The organism is Corynebacterium sp. (genome assembly GCF_052107835.1).
In the GTDB taxonomy this organism is placed as follows: Bacteria; Actinomycetota; Actinomycetes; order Mycobacteriales; family Mycobacteriaceae; genus Corynebacterium.
In genome coordinates, this window is sequence record NZ_JBQEDF010000063.1 from 1 (window position 1) to 17,806 (window position 17,806).

15 protein-coding genes are annotated in these 17,806 nt (G+C 67.7%); 6 read left to right on the forward strand and 9 right to left on the reverse strand.

Annotated features, from left to right (window positions below; all coding sequences use genetic code 11):
- From ACTIL2_RS13265 to ACTIL2_RS13275, 3 genes are all read right to left on the reverse strand, one after another.
- Nucleotides 1-722, reverse strand: a 722-nt coding sequence (locus tag ACTIL2_RS13265) for an ABC transporter permease (protein WP_442337945.1), incomplete at its 3' end; no start/stop codon positions are given.
- A complete protein-coding gene (locus ACTIL2_RS13270; protein ID WP_442337946.1) occupies nucleotides 719-1,738 on the reverse strand; it encodes a substrate-binding domain-containing protein in 1,020 nt (339 codons plus the stop codon). The genes ACTIL2_RS13270 and ACTIL2_RS13265, both read right to left, overlap by 4 nt.
- Before the next feature lie 243 nt (nucleotides 1,739-1,981).
- Nucleotides 1,982-2,380 (reverse strand): CbrC family protein, encoded by a 399-nt coding sequence (locus ACTIL2_RS13275; protein ID WP_442337947.1) that lies wholly within the window; start codon nucleotides 2,378-2,380, stop codon nucleotides 1,982-1,984.
- On the opposite strand from ACTIL2_RS13275, the gene ACTIL2_RS13280 reads away from it, so the two are divergent.
- Nucleotides 2,295-2,939, forward strand: a complete 645-nt coding sequence (locus ACTIL2_RS13280; protein ID WP_442337948.1) for a hypothetical protein — start codon at nucleotides 2,295-2,297, stop codon at nucleotides 2,937-2,939. The two genes, ACTIL2_RS13275 and ACTIL2_RS13280, sit on opposite strands and share 86 nt — an antisense overlap.
- A gap of 13 nt (nucleotides 2,940-2,952) precedes the next feature.
- Here ACTIL2_RS13280 and ACTIL2_RS13285 read toward each other — a convergent pair whose 3' ends face one another.
- On the reverse strand, nucleotides 2,953-4,281 hold the full coding sequence (locus ACTIL2_RS13285) for an adenosine deaminase (RefSeq protein ID WP_442337949.1): 1,329 nt from the start codon (nucleotides 4,279-4,281) through the stop codon (nucleotides 2,953-2,955).
- A 71-nt stretch (nucleotides 4,282-4,352) separates the two neighbouring features.
- Between ACTIL2_RS13285 and ACTIL2_RS13290 the strand changes: the two genes are divergently transcribed.
- Complete coding sequence (locus ACTIL2_RS13290) at nucleotides 4,353-5,675, forward strand: D-alanyl-D-alanine carboxypeptidase family protein (protein WP_442337950.1); 1,323 nt, start codon at nucleotides 4,353-4,355, stop codon at nucleotides 5,673-5,675.
- 1 nt (nucleotide 5,676) lies between these two features.
- Here ACTIL2_RS13290 and ACTIL2_RS13295 read toward each other — a convergent pair whose 3' ends face one another.
- The 5 genes from ACTIL2_RS13295 to ACTIL2_RS13315 form a co-directional block, all read right to left on the reverse strand.
- Nucleotides 5,677-6,768, reverse strand: coding sequence for a YhjD/YihY/BrkB family envelope integrity protein (locus tag ACTIL2_RS13295; RefSeq protein WP_442337951.1), 1,092 nt, complete (start codon nucleotides 6,766-6,768; stop codon nucleotides 5,677-5,679).
- A 135-nt stretch (nucleotides 6,769-6,903) separates the two neighbouring features.
- Nucleotides 6,904-7,932, reverse strand: coding sequence for a tryptophan--tRNA ligase (trpS, locus tag ACTIL2_RS13300; protein ID WP_442337952.1), 1,029 nt, complete (start codon nucleotides 7,930-7,932; stop codon nucleotides 6,904-6,906).
- Between the two features lie 33 nt (nucleotides 7,933-7,965).
- Complete coding sequence (locus ACTIL2_RS13305; RefSeq protein ID WP_442337953.1) at nucleotides 7,966-8,874, reverse strand: LysR family transcriptional regulator; 909 nt, start codon at nucleotides 8,872-8,874, stop codon at nucleotides 7,966-7,968.
- Between the two features lie 7 nt (nucleotides 8,875-8,881).
- Nucleotides 8,882-9,859 carry an exodeoxyribonuclease III gene (locus ACTIL2_RS13310; RefSeq protein ID WP_442337954.1) on the reverse strand — a complete coding sequence of 326 codons (978 nt, stop codon included), beginning with the start codon at nucleotides 9,857-9,859 and terminating at the stop codon, nucleotides 8,882-8,884.
- Nucleotides 9,860-9,869: 10 nt separating this feature from the next.
- Nucleotides 9,870-11,042, reverse strand: a complete 1,173-nt coding sequence (locus tag ACTIL2_RS13315) for an MFS transporter (protein WP_442337958.1) — start codon at nucleotides 11,040-11,042, stop codon at nucleotides 9,870-9,872.
- 535 nt (nucleotides 11,043-11,577) lie between these two features.
- Between ACTIL2_RS13315 and ACTIL2_RS13320 the strand changes: the two genes are divergently transcribed.
- From ACTIL2_RS13320 to ACTIL2_RS13335, 4 genes are all read left to right on the forward strand, one after another.
- Nucleotides 11,578-13,830 carry an NADP-dependent isocitrate dehydrogenase gene (locus tag ACTIL2_RS13320; RefSeq protein WP_442337955.1) on the forward strand — a complete coding sequence of 751 codons (2,253 nt, stop codon included), beginning with the start codon at nucleotides 11,578-11,580 and terminating at the stop codon, nucleotides 13,828-13,830.
- Between the two features lie 236 nt (nucleotides 13,831-14,066).
- Nucleotides 14,067-15,407 (forward strand): O-acetylhomoserine/O-acetylserine sulfhydrylase, encoded by a 1,341-nt coding sequence (locus ACTIL2_RS13325; protein ID WP_442337956.1) that lies wholly within the window; start codon nucleotides 14,067-14,069, stop codon nucleotides 15,405-15,407.
- Nucleotides 15,408-15,439: 32 nt separating this feature from the next.
- Nucleotides 15,440-16,555: a homoserine O-acetyltransferase MetX gene (gene metX, locus ACTIL2_RS13330; protein WP_442337959.1), complete on the forward strand. Its 1,116-nt coding sequence runs from the start codon at nucleotides 15,440-15,442 to the stop codon at nucleotides 16,553-16,555.
- A 35-nt stretch (nucleotides 16,556-16,590) separates the two neighbouring features.
- Nucleotides 16,591-17,760 carry a MalY/PatB family protein gene (locus ACTIL2_RS13335; RefSeq protein WP_442337957.1) on the forward strand — a complete coding sequence of 390 codons (1,170 nt, stop codon included), beginning with the start codon at nucleotides 16,591-16,593 and terminating at the stop codon, nucleotides 17,758-17,760.
- The last annotated feature ends 46 nt before the right edge of the window (nucleotides 17,761-17,806 follow it).

The following is a 17,806-nucleotide window of genomic DNA, read 5'->3' on the forward strand; positions in this document are numbered from 1 at the left end:
AGGTTGTGCTGGCCGACGAACCAGCAGGACGCGGCGACGGTCATGAACAGGATGATCTTCACCCGGTCGACCGGCACGCCGACCGCACGGGCGGCCTCCTTGTCCCCGCCGACGGCGAAGATCCAGTTCCCGAACCTCGTCTTGAACAGCACCCAGGTGGCGATGGCGACGAACAGGATCCACCAGAAGACGGTGACCTGGACCGTGACGCCGAGGATGTTGACCGAGCCGGCGAAGAGCCGCCGGCAGAACTCGTACCCCTGCATATCCGAGATCACCGGTGTGGCGACCTGGTCGTTCACCAGTTTCGTCACCGCCAGGTTCAGCCCCTGGAGCATGAGGAACGTCGCCAGGGTGATCAGGAAGCTGGGGATGCCGGTGCGGGTCACCATGAAGCCGTTGAAGAATCCGATGCCCAGCGCGATGGCCAGGGCGAGCAGGGATCCGACCCAGGTCTGCAGGTGGAGGTTGTAGGCCAGCATCGATGCCGCGAGCGCCGTCGTCGTCACTGCGACACCGGTGGACAGGTCGAATTCGTCACCGATCATCAACAGTCCGACGGCCAACGCGATGATGCCCAGGGTGGACGACGTGTACAAGACGGTGGAGAAGGCGTCCAGCGAACGGAAACTAGGGGCGACGACCATGAACAGGACGAATATCGCCACGGCCCCGACGAGACTCGCCAGTTCGGGGCGTCGCAGGATCTTCGCGAGTGTCATCGCAGACCCTCCTTCGTGGCGTCCGCGATGGTGTCGATGTTCCCGGCGTCGACGAAGCTGGGGCCGGTGTAGACCGGACGCCCGCCGCCGACCGTGGTGCCGTTGCGCTTGGCCAGCCACAGCGAGTCGACTGCCATGTAGCCCTGCAGGTAGGGCTGCTGGTCGACGGCGAAACTGATCCGGTCGTTCTGGATGGCCGGGACGAGCTCGGCGTTGGTGTCGAAGGTGCCGATCCGGATGTCCGCGCCCGTGTCGTCGGCGGCGTCGGCGACAACGAGGGAGACCGGTGTGACCAGGCCCATGACCCAGTCGATCGAGGAGTCCTGCGCCAGCTTGGACTGGACGGTGGACTTCACGGAGGTGAGCTCCTTGCCGTTGACGTAGAGGATCTCCACTGAGCCGGTGTCCAGGCCGTCGGCGATGCCGTCGCAGCGGGCCTCCTGGGATGAGTTGCCCTGCTCGTGAATTACGCAGAGCACCTTCTCGGCGCCCTCCTGCTGGAGGCGCTCACCGGCGCGTTCACCGGCAACGCCCTCCTCCTGACCGAAGAAGCCGGTCAGGCCGTAGTTCTCGTAGTCCTCCATGCCGGCGTTGAGGCCGACGGTGGGGATACCTGCGTCGACAGCACGCTGTGCGGCCGGGCCGATCGCCTCGGCGTTCGGCATGGTCACGGCGAGGCCGTCGACCTCCGAGTCAATGGCGGATTGGACCAGGCTGGCCTGGTTGGGGGCCTCCGGGTCGGAACTGTACCGCAGCTCAATGTTGTTCTTCTGGGCCGCGTCCTCGGCTCCCTTGCGCACGAGGTCCCAGAAGGTGTCGCCCGGCGCGCCGTGGCTGACCATGGAGACGACGTAACGCGGTGTGTCGACGGTGCCGCCGCCGTCCCCGTCACCGTTGCCGCGCGGGGCGCCGCCGGTGGAGGAACAGGCGGAGGCTGTGAGGCCGACGGCGAGGAGGGCCGCCACTGCGGAAACGGCGGTCCGGGACCGTGCCCTGAGAGTCTTCTTGAAAGTCACAAGGTGTCAGTCAACGGGGAGGTGACCTGCAAAGTCAAGTGGTCTGACCTCGGTGTTTCTCGATCAAGTGTATCGGTTCAGACCTCCCCACCTGCAGGCCTTGGGAGTTCCTTGCCAGCTCGCCGGTCACAACCGCAGGTACCTCGTCGCACCGTTATGTCCGTCCCAACTGAAGTGCAAACCCGCAAAGCGGTGCGATCAGGGACAGGCGCGCGATGGCTGAAGCCATGACACGGCGAAGAGTCATCCCATGTCAGTGTATGCAAGGTGGCGGTCACACCCACTGCAGCGGAACAGGTAGAGCACTTCGGACTGGTCCGGTCCCAGCATGCCCAGCCGTTCCTCCGCCATTGAACCGTCGGCGATGCACCAAGGGCACAGATGCTCCGGCCCATCACGCACGCAATACACGTTCCTTCGGTAATCCCGCCCCCGGATCTCTCCGCAACAGCTGCATGGTTCAGTGCTCTCGGTGAAGGATTCAACAGGGTCCGGGAAGTACATGAACCGAGGAAGTGAACTCATGGCCGCGCGACCACCGACTACCCTTGGCACCATGGACAACCTCCCGGACCGCATCGACGACTCCCGCCGGCAGCAGCTCAACGACGACCTCACCCGCGCCGTCGGGCAGGGACGCATCGATCTGGCCGAGTTCTCCGAGCTCGTCGACGTCATCTGGGACACCACGGATCCCGGGCAGTTCGGACGCATCGAGAAGCTCGTCCGGGGTGAGCGCACTGACGAGGACATCGACAACCTCGCGGCCAAGGCTGCCCCGCCCGCTCCCCGCCTCTACGACTCCGCACCTGCCCCACTCACCCAGGCCGGAACCACCCACTGGTTCAACGACATCACCAGGGCAGGTGCCTACCAGCTCGCCGAGCGGGAGACCCACACCCTCATCGCCTCGGACCTCACCTTCGACCTGCGCGAGGCCACGCTGTCAGCACCCGTCACCGTCCTCGACATCACCTCGTACTTCGGGACGATCAACGTGACCGTCCCGCCGGGTGTGAAGGTGGACAACCGCATCAACGGCGTCATGTCCGATGTATCCGAGGAGCCCGGGCGCAACGTGGGGCCGTCCTCCCCCACCGTCATCCTCACCGGAAGGAGCTGGGGCGGGGACGTCAGCATCACCGTCCGGGACCATGGTGAGAAGCTCAACCGCTCCTGGTGGGATTGGCTGACCGGCTAGACCCGGGGCGCCCCTATTTCCCGGGCCCACCCTCGGCATCGCCGTCGGTGTCGTCGTCCTCGTCACCGTCGTCGAGGCTCAGCCCCAGTTCCTCCAGCTCGGCGCGCAGGTTCTCCATCGACAACTCGACCTCGTCGGAGCCCACACCCTGGTGGACGTGCTCGAGGTGCGAACCGTGGAGCTCCCCGAGCCCCTCGGCGTCGCCCTCCCCCGAGCCCAGGGCGTCACCCAGTTCCGCGTAGGCCGGGTAGATGACCTCACGTTCCAGCGACTCACGCAGCGGCTGGTCGCAGAAGGCGTTGTCCAGCGCGTTGGTGGTCATCTCCAGGAACTGCCAGTACTCGAGATCGAAGTTCTCCGCCAGCGCCAGCATCTCACCGGTCATCGAGCAGCCGGACACCAGCCGGTTGTCCGTGTTCACGGTGCAGGTGAAACCCAGCTCGTACAGCAGGTTGAAGGGGTGGTCGGCCACGGTGTCGCACACGCCGGTCTGGGTGTTGGACGTCGGGCAGATCTCCAGCGGGATTCGGCGATCACGCACGAACGTGGCGATCTCGCCCAGTTCGATGCCGTTCATCGTGGCGTCGAGGTCCTCGTAGATCCGCACACCGTGGCCGATACGCACCGCGCCCTGGCGCAGCCCGTCGGCGATCGACTCCACACCCGCTGCCTCCCCGGCGTGCACGGTGACCGGAACCAGGTTCTCCCGCAGGATGCGGAACGCCTCGACATGGTTGGATGCCGGGAACCCGTCCTCGGCACCGGCGATGTCGAAACCGACCACGTAGCCTTCGCCCGGGGAGTGCACACCGTAGTTGTCGACCGTGAGCTGTGCGATCTCGGAGGCGCGGTCGGCGTGGCGCATGGCGTCCAGCAGCAGCCGGACGTGGATGCGTCCACCACCGGCGCCGATCACGTGCTCGCCCTCCTTGACGCCCTGGACGGCCGCCTCGACAACCTCCTGCAGGCTCAGGCCCGCAGCCTGGTGCTGTTCCGGGGCGAACCGCAGTTCGGCGTAGCAGACACCGTCGGCGGCGAGGTCCTCGACGGCTTCGCGGGTCACGCGCACCAGTGCATCCCTGGTCTGCATCACCGCGGTGGTGTGGTCGAAGGTGGTGAGGTAGGTCGGAAGGTCGCCGGAGTTCGCGGCGTCGAAGAACCACTTCTCCAGCTCAGCGGCATCGGTCGTGGGCAGGCCGTCGTAGCCGGTTTCCGCGGCGATGTCGATGATGGTCTGGGGTCGCAGACCGCCGTCCAGGTGGTCGTGGAGTTCAACCTTGGGCAGCCGCTTGACGATGGCTGGATCGACGGTGGACGTGGTCTCGGAATCGCTGTCGCTCATGGTGATCCAGGATAGCGGTGGGGGCCGATGGTGTCCGCGTGCGGGCGCGATCGGGCTACACTGAACCCCTCATGACTCTCCATCTCCGCCGCCGCACCACGGCACTCCTGGCCCCAGCGATGGCCGTTGCCGTGACATTTCCGCTGGCCACACCCGCCGTCGCCGAACCCGGCCTCAATGGGGTGGACCGGGACGAATGGCTCCCCCTCACCGCCTCCCCGGGTGACCGTCTCCCGCGGGACAGGTTCCTCGCCACCGATGACTGCCCCTTCGCCGACGAACTCCCACCGGCGTTCGATGCGGACGGCATGCCGCGGCGGGGGCAGGACGCCCCGTCCCCCATCACCGTCGACCTGCCCGGTCCCGGAGGGGAGGACCTGGACACCTGCGGGGAGGTCGCCGCGGACGGCATGGATGTCCCCGACCGGTTGAGCCTGGGATCCTACGTCCTCTTCGACATCGGTTCCGGCGACGTGCTCGCGGCGAAGGACCCGTACGGGCTCTACCGTCCGGCGTCGATCATCAAGGCACTGCTTCTGCTGACTGCACTGGACGAACTGGACCTGGACGAGCGCATCCGGGTCAGTGACGAGGCGGCGAACATCGAGGGCTCCCGTGTCGGGGTGGGCACCGAGGGCCGGTACACGGCCCGCCAACTGCTGCTGGGCCTGGTCATGCGCTCCGGCAACGACGCCGCCATCGCTCTGGCGGAGGCCATGGGCGGGCAGGACGCGGTGGTCCGGAAGATGCAGGACCTCGCCGACTCCCTGGGAACCCGGGCCACCCGCGTGCGGACCGTCCACGGACTCGACAACCCCGGGGTGCAGACCACCGCCTACGACATGGGGTTGATCTACCAGGCGGTCTTCCAGGACGAGGAGGCCCGGAAACTGCTGGGGACCGAGACCATGGACTTCCCGGGCTTCGGTGACGAGGACGGCTTCCAGGTCTCCAGCGACAACGGGATGCTGTTCAACTACCCCGGGACGATCGGCGGCAAGACCGGCTTCACCGACAACGCCCGCCACACCTTCGCCGTCGCCGCCGAGCGTGGCGGACGTGAGCTCGGTGTGGTGATGCTGAACTCCACGATCGCGGCGGGACGACCGTGGGAGCAGGCGATCGACCTGATGGACGCGGGATTCGATGCGCCGGAGGGTGCCTCCGCTGGCGGATTGGTGAATGCGTCCGAGGAGGGTGCCGGGACTGCAGCCGGTGAATCCTCTCCCCCGTCGGCCGTGGCCGCCGCTCCTCCCGTGGATTCGGACGCCGGGGACAGTGGGGACAGCTCCGGTGCCCAGGGGGTGGACACCCGGGCCATCGTGGGGGTCGGCCTCGCCGCGATGATCCTGGTCGGTCTCGGACTCGGCGCGGCCCGCCTCCGGCGGAGGTAGGCTACCTCTTCCGGAATGCCCGACCGACCAGCCCCACGGCTGCGGCGCCGGCGGCGGTTCCGCCGGCGACCAACCCGGCCTTGCTGACGCTCCGGGCCCCCGGGCGGACCTCCTGACGCACCCGGATGACCGCCGGCGGCGGGGCGTCCGGCACCATCTCGGCCAGGGCCTCAGGGGTCGTGGCGGTCCAGGCGGACAGGTACAGCACGATGCGCCAGATCAGGTAGAGCATCACCATGATTCCGATGATCGGACCGAACGCGGCAGCGGCCGGGCTGGACAACGCATTGGAGAACAGCAGGGTGGCGAACTGCTTGATCAGCTCGAAGGCGATCGCGCCGATCACCGCCGCCCGCGCCGCCGCAGGACGCGGAACGTGGGTGCGCGGCAGGTAGAGCATCAGCCAGAAGAACACGATCCAGTTGGCGATCAGCGCGACCAGCAGTGCGACAAGCCAGGTGAGGAACCGGATACCGGGGATGTCCCCCAACCCGATGGTGTCCAGCAGGCTGGCGGTGAAACCGCCACCGCCGATGGCCGTGACGCCGAAGGCCACCACCAGGGCCAGGAGCAGGCCGATCAGCCCGATGAGGTCGCTGATCTTGCCCTTGACGAAGTTCTCCGCCTTGCCGTCGACCTTCCACATCTCGGAGACCCCGAGCCGCAGGTTGGCCATCCAGCCCAGGCCGGTCCACAGGGCCAGAACAAGACCAATTCCGAACACGCTGCCACGTTGGTCGATGGCCCCGGAGATGATGTCGTTCAGGGTGGCCCCGAGGTCGTCACCGGCTGATTCGGTGATGGACTCGGTGATGTCGTCGAGCAGGTCCTCGTCGCCCGCGAGAACCATGGCCGCGGTCGCGAAGACCAGCATGATCAGCGGGAAAATCGACAGGACCGAGAAGTAGGTGATGCCGGCGGCGAAGTGGTTTCCGCCCTGGTCACCATAGCGTTCGTTCATCCGCATGATGTGGTCGAACCAGGGCCACTTGTCCCGGTACTTGTCGATCGCGGTGGGTTCGTCGTCCGTCGACCGTTCAATGCCGTGGTCGTCGAGCCGGTCCGCGTCCGCGGCGGTGGTTGTGCGAGCCATCGTAGGGACTCCTCTTGTACGTCTCTTACGTCATGATCTGTGAAGGATGCCCTACCACCGTAGTTCATGACGTGGACGGGGTGCCGGTGGACGCGGCACCACCATGACCGTGTTCCCCCTACCGCAGCAGCCCCGTTACCGCAGCAGCCCCATCTTCCCGTAGACATCCGCGACCACGGACTCCGCGACGACTCCGGCCTTCTCCGCGCCGCGGTCGAGGATCGCCTGCAGCTCCGCCGGGTCGGACATGTACTCGTCGTACCGGGCCTTCAGTGGGGTGGTGAACGCCTGCAGTGCGTCGGCCGTGTCCGTCTTCAGGGCGCCGTACTGCGCTCCGGCCGCCTGGTACCCCTCCACGATCGAGTCCACCGGCCGCCCGGTCAGCGCCGACTGGATCACCAGCAGATTCGAGACCCCGGGCTTGTTCTCACGGTCGTAGCGGATCTCGCCGTCGTTGTCCGTCACGGCGGACTTGATCCGCTTCGCCGAGGTCTTCGGCTCGTCCAGCAGATTCACCAGACCTTTCGGGTTCTCACCGGACTTGCTCATCTTCGACGTCGGATCCTGCAGGTCGTAGATCTTCGCCGCGCCCTCGGGGATGAACCCGTCCGGAACCTCGAAGGTCTCGCCGAAACGCGCGTTGAAGCGCTCGGCCAGGTTGCGGGTCAGCTCCAGGTGCTGACGCTGGTCCTCCCCGACCGGCACCAGCTGCGGGCGGTACAGCAGGATATCGGCCGCCATCAGCATCGGGTACATGAACAGGCCCGCCGAGGTCCGCTCCGCGCCGCGCTTGGCCGACTTGTCCTTGAACTGCGTCATGCGGGACGCCTCACCGAACCCGGTCAGGCAGGTAAGCACCCAGGCCAGTTCCGCGTGCTGCGGCACCTGCGACTGCACGAAGATCGTCGACTTCTCCGGGTCGATGCCCAGCGCGAGCAGCTGCGCCACGCCGGCCAGCGTCCTGTCCTTCAGTTCCCCCGGATCCTGGTCCACGGTGATCGCGTGCAGGTTCGGGATGAAGTAGAAGGCGTCGTACCCGTCCTGCAGCTCGATCCACTGCTTCACGGCCCCCAGGTAGTTGCCGAGGTGGTAGGAGTCCGCCGTGGGCTGGATGCCAGACAGGACGCGCTTGATCTGTACTGCGTCTTCACCGCTATCGCTCATGGCACACGACTTTACCCCGGCACGCCCAACGCACTACACAGCAGTGCCGCCCGTCCGGCGCGCCAGGTCAAGCAGGGCGGCCGCGTCCTCGTCCAGGGTCACCTGCCGCGGGTACACCGCCCGCAGCGAGCGCCGGAACGTCACCCCGCGCACCGGGACACGCACCAGGGCGCCGGACGCCACCTGCTCGGCCACCGCGCGTTCGGCGATCACCGTCGGCTCCCCCATCCCCGTCACCGCGGCACGCTGCGCGGACAGGGACCCGAACTCGCCGGCCGGGGTCGCGATGCGGCCGAGGGTGTTCTCCACGATCTCGCGGCTGCCCGAGCCGCGCTCGCGGGTGATCAGCGGGGTGGTGCGCAGGGTGTTCGCACTGACCTCCCGCCCCACCCAGGGGTGGGACGCCGGGACCACGACCACCAGGTCATCCACCCCGACCACCGTGGACGCCAGCCCGTGCCGCACCGCCGCCCCCTCGACGAAGCCGAGGACGCAGTCCCCGTCGGCGACCTCGTCGCAGACCTCCGCGCTGTTGCGCGGACGCATCGACAACCGGACGTCCGGACGCTCCCTGTGGAAGCGCGCCGCCCACACCGGGAAGTACAGTTCGGCGATCGTGTTGGAGACCGCGACCTGCAGGATCCGTGACCCCGTCTGCCCCTCAGGCACTGTCGTCCGCGTCACCTCACGGGAGAACCCCTCGGCCGCCGCGAGGTAGGTGGCGGCCGCATCCAGGATCCGGCGCCCCGGTCCGGTGGCGAGGCATCCGCTGGTGGTGCGCTCGAAGACCGGGGTGCCCAGGGTCCTCTCCGCGGCAGCGACCCGTGCGCTGACCGTCTGCTGGCTCAGGTCCAGGTCGCGCGCGGCAGCGGCGATGCTGCGGCGCTTGTCCACCGCGGCGAGTGTCACCAACTGGTCCACGGGCGGGATGTTCGGGTGCATGTGCCAGCTACTTGTACGTCACGAGCACCGGGGAGTGGTCGCTCCACCGCAGGTCGTAGGCGTCCGCCTTGTCCACCCATGCCTCGGTGGCCCGCTCGAACAGCGCCCTGCTCGCCACCTGGTAGTCGATCCGCCACCCTGCACCGGTGTCGAAGGCCTTCCCTCGCCACGTCCACCAGGAGTACGGCCCCTCCTCCACATCCGCGTTCAGCCGGCGCAGCACGTCGAACCACTGCGGGTCAGACGGGGCACCCGCCGCGACCCTGCCACGGGCCACGTCCCCCGGCGTGTAGTCGACCGCCCCGAAGAAGTCGCCCGGGACACCGCCGGGGTTGCCGTTGCGTCCCGCATCGGTGGTGTCACCGACCTGCGTGGCCCCGTCCGGGAATGTGCCCAGCATCGAATCCATGAACGCACGCTCGTCCGGCAGGAAACCGGAGACCTTCCGGTTCGGACGCCAGTTCTTCAGGTCAGCCCGGCGGTGGCAGATGTTCCAGTCCCCACCCACCACGAACTGCCCGGCGGAGTGCGAGGCGAGGTAGGGCCCGAGGACGTCGAGGAAGCGGAACTTCTCGTCCTGCTTGCCCGTCCCCTGTTCACCCGAGGGCAGGTACACGCTGGCCACGCGGATGCCCGCGGTGGTTGCTTCGACCCAGCGCCCGGAGTCCGCGAACTCGTCGGCACCCGGCACGTCCCCGAGCCCGACCTGCACGTCCGTGATCTCCTGGCGCGACAGGATCGCGACGCCCGCGCGGCCCTTCGCCGCCGCATCGGCCTGCTCCAGGTGCCATCCACCCTCCAGTGCGGGGGCCAGGGCCTTCCGCGTCTGCTCCGGGGTCGCGCGGACCTCCTGCATCAGGACGACGTCCGCCGGGGTCTGCTCCAGCCACGGCAGGATCCCGTGGTTGTTCTCGTTGCGGACCTTCGCGGCGGCGCGGATGCCGTTGACGTTGACGGTGGCGACAGTGACTGGGGTTGAGGTCATGGCGACCAGACTAGCGGCGTGCGTCCTTCCGCCGGCGCAGCAGGTACGTGGGGATGAACACGGCGATGCCGCACAACGCCATCCCCATCCCGGCCAACGCCGGGGCGGAGTAGGAGAAACCGGCGTTGATCACCATGCCACCGACGGCGGCTCCCCCGGCGTTCGCCAGGTTCAGCGCCGAGTGGTTCATCGAGGCCGCCAGGTTCTGCGCGTCCCCGGCGACATCCATCAGCCGCGTCTGCAGGTTCAGCGACATCACCGACCCGGACATGGCCACCAGGCCGAAGAGCACGATCGCCAGGAAAGCGTTGGTGCTCACGAAGTAGAAGGCACCGAGCATGACCACCATGGCGATCAGGGAGCCGAGGATGGTGCCCTCCACGTTGATGTCCGCGAGGCGTCCACCGACGTAGGTGCCCAGCACCATGCCGATGCCGTAGACCATCAGCACCAGCCACATCATGGCCTCGGGGAATCCGGCCCGCTCGGTCATCGTCCACGATATGTAGGTGTAGACGCAGAACATCCCGCCGAAGCCGACCGCGCCGAGCAGCAGCGTCAGCATCACCTGGGGGTTGATCAGGGCACTGAGCTCGGTCAGCGGATTCGTCGCCGGCATCAGCACCATGTGCGGCACGGAGTACCAGAGGCCGGCCAGCGTCACCAGGCCGATGACCGCCACCAGGGCGAAGGCCGCGTGCCAGCCGAGGACCTGGCCGATCCACTGGGCCGCCGGAACACCGGCCAGCGTGGCGATCGACAGTCCCATCGACACCTGGGCGACGGCGCGTCCCCGCTGCCCCGGCTCCGCCATGGACGCGGCGATCAGTGCGGCCGCGGCGAAGAAGGCGCCGTGCGGGATTCCGGCGATGAACCGGGCGACCATGAGCATGCCGAAGGAGCCGGCGAGCACGCTCAGTGCGTTGCCGACGGTGAAGGCGACCATCAGGAGGATCACCAGTCTGCGCCGTGGCATCCGTCCGGTGACGGCGGTGATCACGGGTGCGCCGATGACCACGCCCATCGCGTAGGCGGTGATCACGTTGCCGGCCGTGCCCTCGGAGACCTGGAAATCGGCGGCGATGTAGTTCAGCAGACCCATCGCCACGAACTCGGTGGTCCCGATGCCGAAGCCGCCCAGGGCGAGCATCAGGATGGCGATCGGGCGCCGACGGCGGCCCATCTCCGTCTGCCGGGGCAGCGGACGGCGGTGGGGGCGGGGAGGCAACGGCACGTGGGCACCGTGGGGCAGGTGCGGACGTGGCAGGTCAGCCAGCCGTTGGAGCCGGTACCGATTCTTCTCCGGGGGTGATGCTGGGCGCTTCTCTGGTGCTGTCATAACTGTTCGTTCAGCTCCGGTCTGGTCCTGTCGGTGGGCGGATGTCACAGAAAACAGGTAACCGGTATCGATTCAGATGTATTCCCGGCCCTTGGATATCACGTCGTTGATGTAGAGATAACCGTCTCTCCCCGGGTGTGGGGTAACAGCCGACCCGCGCCCGCCGGAGGCGCGCGCCTTGCCGTATCATCGCGATGGTAGATGCCCTGGCAGCACCCTTCCACCCGAGGAGGCGCCCAGCGGCACACGGCAACAAGAACGAAACACATTAGACGACATAGACGACCACAGACGCAGGTGCGCCCGGCCGTCGTCCCTCACGAGGGGACGCCGCCCGAGTTGCAGCACTCAAGAGACCACTAGAGGGAGACACCGGCCCATGGCCAAAATCATCTACACACGCACCGACGAAGCCCCGTTGCTCGCGACCTACTCGCTGAAGCCCGTCATCGAGGCCTTCGCCTCCACCTCGGGAGTGGCGGTGGAGACCCGGGACATCTCCCTGGCCGCCCGCATCCTGGCGACGTTCAACGACCTGCTCCCCGAGGAGCACCGCGTGGTGGACGCCCTCGCGGAGCTCGGCGACCTGACCAAGCAGCCGGACGCCAACATCATCAAGCTGCCGAACATCTCCGCCTCCCTCCCCCAGCTCAAGGCCGCCATCGCTGAGCTGCAGAGCCACGGCTACGACCTGCCCGACTTCCCGGACGAGCCGGAGACAGACGAGGAGAAGGACGCCCGCGCCCGCTACGACTCGGTCAAGGGCTCCGCGGTCAACCCGGTGCTGCGCGAGGGGAACTCGGACCGCCGCGCCCCCACCGCCGTGAAGAACTTCGCCCGCAAGAACCCGCACCGCATGGGCGCCTGGTCGAAGGATTCGAAAACCAACGTCTCGACGATGTCCGACGGTGACTTCCGCCACAACGAGAAGTCCGTGGTGATCGACGGCGACGACACGCTCACCATCCGGCTCGTCGGTGCCGATGGTTCCACGGAGGTCCTGAAGGACGGTCTGTCGGTCCTGGACAAGGAGATCGTGGACGCCACCGTCCTGCGCGCCGCCGACCTGGACGAGTTCCTCAAGGCACAGGTCACCCGTGCGAAGGAGGAGGGCATCCTCTTCTCCGCGCACCTGAAGGCCACCATGATGAAGGTCTCCGACCCGATCATCTTCGGCCACGTCGTCCGCGCCTTCTTCGCCGACGTCTTCGAGAAGTACGGGGACACCCTGCTCGCCTACGGTCTCAACGGGGAGAACGGCCTCGCCGCGATCTACTCCGGGCTGGACGAGAACTGGGACGAGATCGGCGGCAACCTCGCCGACGAGATCCGCACCGCCTTCAACGAGGCCCTGGTCAACGGGCCGTCGCTGGCGATGGTGAACTCCGACAAGGGCATCACCGGCCTGCACGTCCCGTCCGACGTGATCGTCGACGCCTCCATGCCGGCGATGATCCGCACCTCCGGCCACATGTGGAACCGCGACGACGAGGAGCAGGACGCGCTGGCCGTCATCCCCGACTCCTCCTACGCCGGTGTCTACCAGGTTGTCATCGACGACTGCCGCAGGAACGGCGCCTACGACCCAACGACCATGGGCACCGTCCCCAACGTCGGTCTGATGGCGCAGAAGGCCGAGGAGTACGGCTCCCACGACAAGACCTTCAAGATCGCCTCCGAGGGCACCGTCGAGGTCGTCGACTCCGCCGGAGACGTCCTGCTGTCCCACCGGGTCGCCCCCGGCGACATCTGGCGCGCCTGCCAGGCGAAGGACGTTCCGATCCGCGACTGGGTCAAGCTCGCCGTCAACCGTGCCCGGTCCACCGGCTGGCCCACCGTGTTCTGGCTCGACCCCGAGCGCGCCCACGACCGCAACATCACCGCCAAGGTCGAGGAGTACCTCAAGGACACCGAGCTGGTCGGCTCCACCGAGGGCCTGGACATCCGCATCCTCTCCCCGGAGGAGGCCTGCCAACTGTCCATCGACCGGATCCGCGCCGGTGAGAACACCATCTCGGTCACCGGCAACGTGCTGCGCGACTACCTCACCGACCTCTTCCCGATCATGGAGCTGGGCACCAGCGCGAAGATGCTGTCCATCGTGCCGCTGATCGCCGGAGGCGGACTGTTCGAGACCGGTGCCGGCGGCTCCGCCCCGAAGCACGTGCAGCAGCTCATCGACGAGGGCTACCTCCGCTGGGACTCCCTGGGCGAGTTCCTGGCCCTGGCCGAGTCCCTGCGCAAGCTCGCGGAGACCGACAACAACCCGCGCACCCCGATCCTGGCCGACGCGCTGGATGCGGCGACCGAGAAGGTGCTGAACGAGGACAAGTCCCCGGCCCGCGTCGTGGGCGAGATCGACAACCGCGGCAGCCACTACTGGCTGGCGCGCTACTGGGCCCGCAACCTGGCCGAGCAGACGGAGGACGCGGAACTCGCCGAGATCTTCGCCCCGGTCGCCGACGAGCTGGAGGAGCAGCTTCCGACCATCAAGAAGGAGATGCGCTCCGGCCAGGGCACCAGTGAGGACATCGGCGGCTACTACTGGATCGACGAGGAGAAGACCGCCAAGGTGATGCGCCCGTCCTCCACATTCAACCGGATCATCGACGGGCTCACCGCCCGGAACTGATCACCGCTCCGGTCCTGACCACCCCGCCACACCGACCGTTCCTGAGTCGGCCACGGTGGGGTGGTTTCTTCATTCGGTACCACCCCACAACTGAACCGCTCGGTCTACCATAAGCGAAGCCTTTACCAGGGGATTCGCCTCAAAGTAGACCGAGCTGTTTGCCGCTTAAGGGGTGGTGAGATACTGTGTTTGCAGCCAAACAGCCACAGCCACGAACACGGAAGGACCCACACCACATGAGCACGAAGTACGACAACTCCGAGGTCGACAACTGGGGTTTCGCGTCCCGCGCCGTCCACGCCGGCCAGACCGTCGACTCGGACACCGGTGCCCGTAACCAGCCGATCTACCTCACCACGTCCTATGTCTTCGACTCCGCCGAGCACGCCAAGCAGCGCTTCGCCCTGGAGGACCTGGGTCCGGTCTACAGCCGCCTGACCAACCCCACCCAGGAGGTCCTGGAGAACCGGATCAACTCGCTGGAGGGCGGCGTCCACGCCGTGGCCTTCGCCTCCGGCCAGGCCGCCGAGACCGCCACGATCTTCAACCTCGCCGGCGCCGGCGACCACATCGTCACCTCCGCCCGCCTCTACGGCGGCACGGAGACCCTCTTCGGCATCACCCTGCCCCGCCTCGGCATCGAGGTCACCTTCGTGGAGGACCCGGACAACCTCGAGGCATGGCAGGACGCGGTGAAGCCCAACACCAAGGCCTTCTACGGCGAGACCTTCGCCAACCCGCAGGCCGACATCCTCGACATCCCGGCGCTGGCCGAGGTGGCGCACTCCAACAACGTACCGCTGATCGTGGACAACACCGTCGCCACCGCCGCCCTGGTCCGTCCGATCGAACTCGGCGCGGACATCGTGGTGTCCTCACTGACGAAGTTCTACACGGGCAACGGCTCCGGCCTCGGGGGCATCCTCGTCGACGGCGGGACGTTCGACTGGACGGTCGAGCGCGACGGCGAGCCCCTCTACCCCGGTTTCGTCACCCCGGACCCCGCCTACCACGGGCTGAAGTACGCCGACCTGGGCGCGCCCGCCTTCGGCCTGAAGGCCCGCGTCGGCCTGCTGCGCGACACCGGTGCTGCGCTGTCAGCGTTCAACGCCTGGGTCACCATCCAGGGTCTCGACACCCTGGACCTGCGCGTGCGCAAGCACAACGAGAACGCCAAGATCGTCGCCGAGTCCCTGGCCACCAACCCGGCCGTGGCGAAGGTGAACTACGCCGGGCTGCCGGACTCCCCCTGGTACGCGACCAAGGAGAAGCTCGGCCTGGAATTCCCGGGGTCCGTCCTGTCCTTCGACCTCGCCGTCGACGACAACTGGTCCGATGAGGCCCGCGACAGGGCCTGGACGTTCATCGACGCCCTGAAGCTGCACTCCAACCTGGCCAATGTCGGCGATGTGCGCTCCCTGGTGGTCCACCCGGCGACCACCACCCACTCACAGTCCGACCAGCACGGACTGGAGCGTGCCGGGGTGAACCTGGCGACCGTGCGCCTGTCCGTGGGCATCGAGGACGTCTCGGACATCCTCGCCGACCTCAAGCTCGGCTTCGACGCGATCAGCTAGACAACCACCCAATCCCAGGAGTCCCCGTGGCCATCAACCCCAGCACCCTGCCCGCGTCCCATGATTCGGTGACGCTGCCGATCGGTGACTTCACCACCGAGGCCGGGGTGGAGGTCCCCGGGGTGGAACTCCGGCTCTTCGCCTGGTACGCGGGGACCGCGGAGGAGGCGGTGTCACGACCGGTCATCCTGGTCCAGCACGCCCTGACCGCCGACGGCAACGCCGCGGAGTGGTGGACCGGCATCATCGGCCCGGGCCTGGCCCTGGACACCACCCGCTACCTGGTGCTCTGCGCCAACTGCCTGGGCGGCTGCCAGGGGTCCACCGGCCCGTCGTCGGAGCACCCGGACGGCGGGTACTGGGGTTCCCGCTTCCCCGCCCTGTCCATCCGTGACCTGGTCGCCGCGGAGAAGACCCTGCTGGTGGACGTCCTGGGCATCGACCGGCTCCGTGGGGTGGTCGGCGCATCCATGGGCGGCGCGCGCGTCCTGGAGTGGACCTTCATGTTCCCGGAGTTCGTGGAGGCCGCGCTGCCGATCGCCGTGTCCGCCCGTGCGGCAGCCTGGCAGATCGGCATCCAGTCCGCGCAGATCCGCTTCATCACCGCGGACCCCTGCTGGCAGGACGGTGACTACCACGGCTCGGGACGCATTCCCTCCCACGGCCTCGGCCAGGCCCGCCGCATCGCGCACCTGACCTACCGCGGCGAGCTGGAGCTGGACGAGCGCTTCGCCGACGATCCCCAGCCCGGTGAGAACCCGTACGGCCCCTTCAACTCCCCCACCGAGCGTTTCGCGGTGGAGAGCTACCTGGACCGTCAGGCGGAGAAGCTCGAGGCCCGGTTCGACGCCGGCAGCTACGTGATCCTGACCGACGCCCTGAACCGCCACGATGTGGGACGCGGACGCGGCGGCATGAACGCGGTGCTGGGTTCCTCGCAGGTGCCGACCATGGTGGCCGGTGTGGACACGGACATCCTGTACCCGTACCACCAGCAGGAGCACCTGTCGCGCAACCTCGGTGACTTCATCGGCCTGTCGAAGATCACCTCCCCCACCGGGCACGACGGCTTCCTCACCGAGACCCGCCAGCTGACGATCGTCATCGACAAATTCCTCACCAAGGCGGCGCTGCTGGCGCAGAGGTAGCGCAGGGGCAGCGCCGGGACACCACGGAGGCAGTCATGGGCATGTTCGACCCGTTCGAGAACCTCACCGTCGACGAGCTCCGCTCCCGGGGCGGATCGAAGTGGGTGACGTTCCCCGACGCGATCGGCACCTTCGTCGCCGAGAGTGACTTCGGCACCGCACCGTCCGTCCTGCGCGCCGTGCAGTCCCGGGTCGACAACCTCGACTTCGGCTACACCACAGTCGGCCGCAAGGCCGACCTGGCAGAGTCGACCTCCCGCCTGCTCAGCGGGCGCTACAACTGGCCGGTGGACCCGTCCCGCGTCGGCGTCCTACCGGAGGTGCTGAGCTCCCTGGAGGTCACACTGGAGCATTTCTCGCCGCCCGGCACCCCGGTCATCGTCCCGACGCCGACGTACATGCCGTTCTTCCGCCTGCTGCGCGACCACGGCCGGGAGATCATCGAGGTGCCCCTGCTCCAGCAGAACAGCACCTGGACCTTCGACCATGAGGCCATCGAGGACGCGTTCGCACGCGGCGCGGGGCTGTTGATCCTGGTCAATCCGGGGAACCCCACCGGCACCGTCCACACCCGTGATGAACTCACGGCGCTGGTGGACATCGTGGAACGCCACGGCGGACGGGTCTGGGCCGACGAGGTCCACGCGCCGCTCATCTACGACGGCCGCACGCACGTCCCCTACGCCTCCCTGTCGGACGCTGCGGCCTCCCACACCGTGACGGCGACCTCGGCGTCCAAGGGGTGGAACATTCCGGGGCTGACCTGCTCGCAGACGATCTTCAACGAGCAGGACTCCGCGACGTGGGCGAAGGTCGGCACCTGGACAGGACACGCCGTCGGCCACCTGGGTGTCGAGGCCACCATCGCCGCCTACGACGACGGAACGGAATGGCTGGACGCCCTGGTGGCCCACCTGCAGCACCACCGCGACCTGCTGACCGGGCTGGTTACCGAGCATCTGCCCGACGCCGGGTTCACCCCGCCGCAGGGCACCTACCTCGACTGGCTCGACCTACGGGCGTACGGGGTCAGGGGCAGCATCCAGAACCACCTGCACAGCCGGGCCGGTGTGGCAGGCACGGACGGGCGGCGCTGCGGGCACGACTTCCGCGGCTGGTACCGCATCAACCACGCCACGCCCGCCGCGGTCCTCACGGACACGGTGGAACGGATCGGGCGGGCGCTGGACGAGCCGCGCCGCTAGGGCGTGTCTCCTAAACAGTAGTGATACGACATGTCACCGTGGGGAC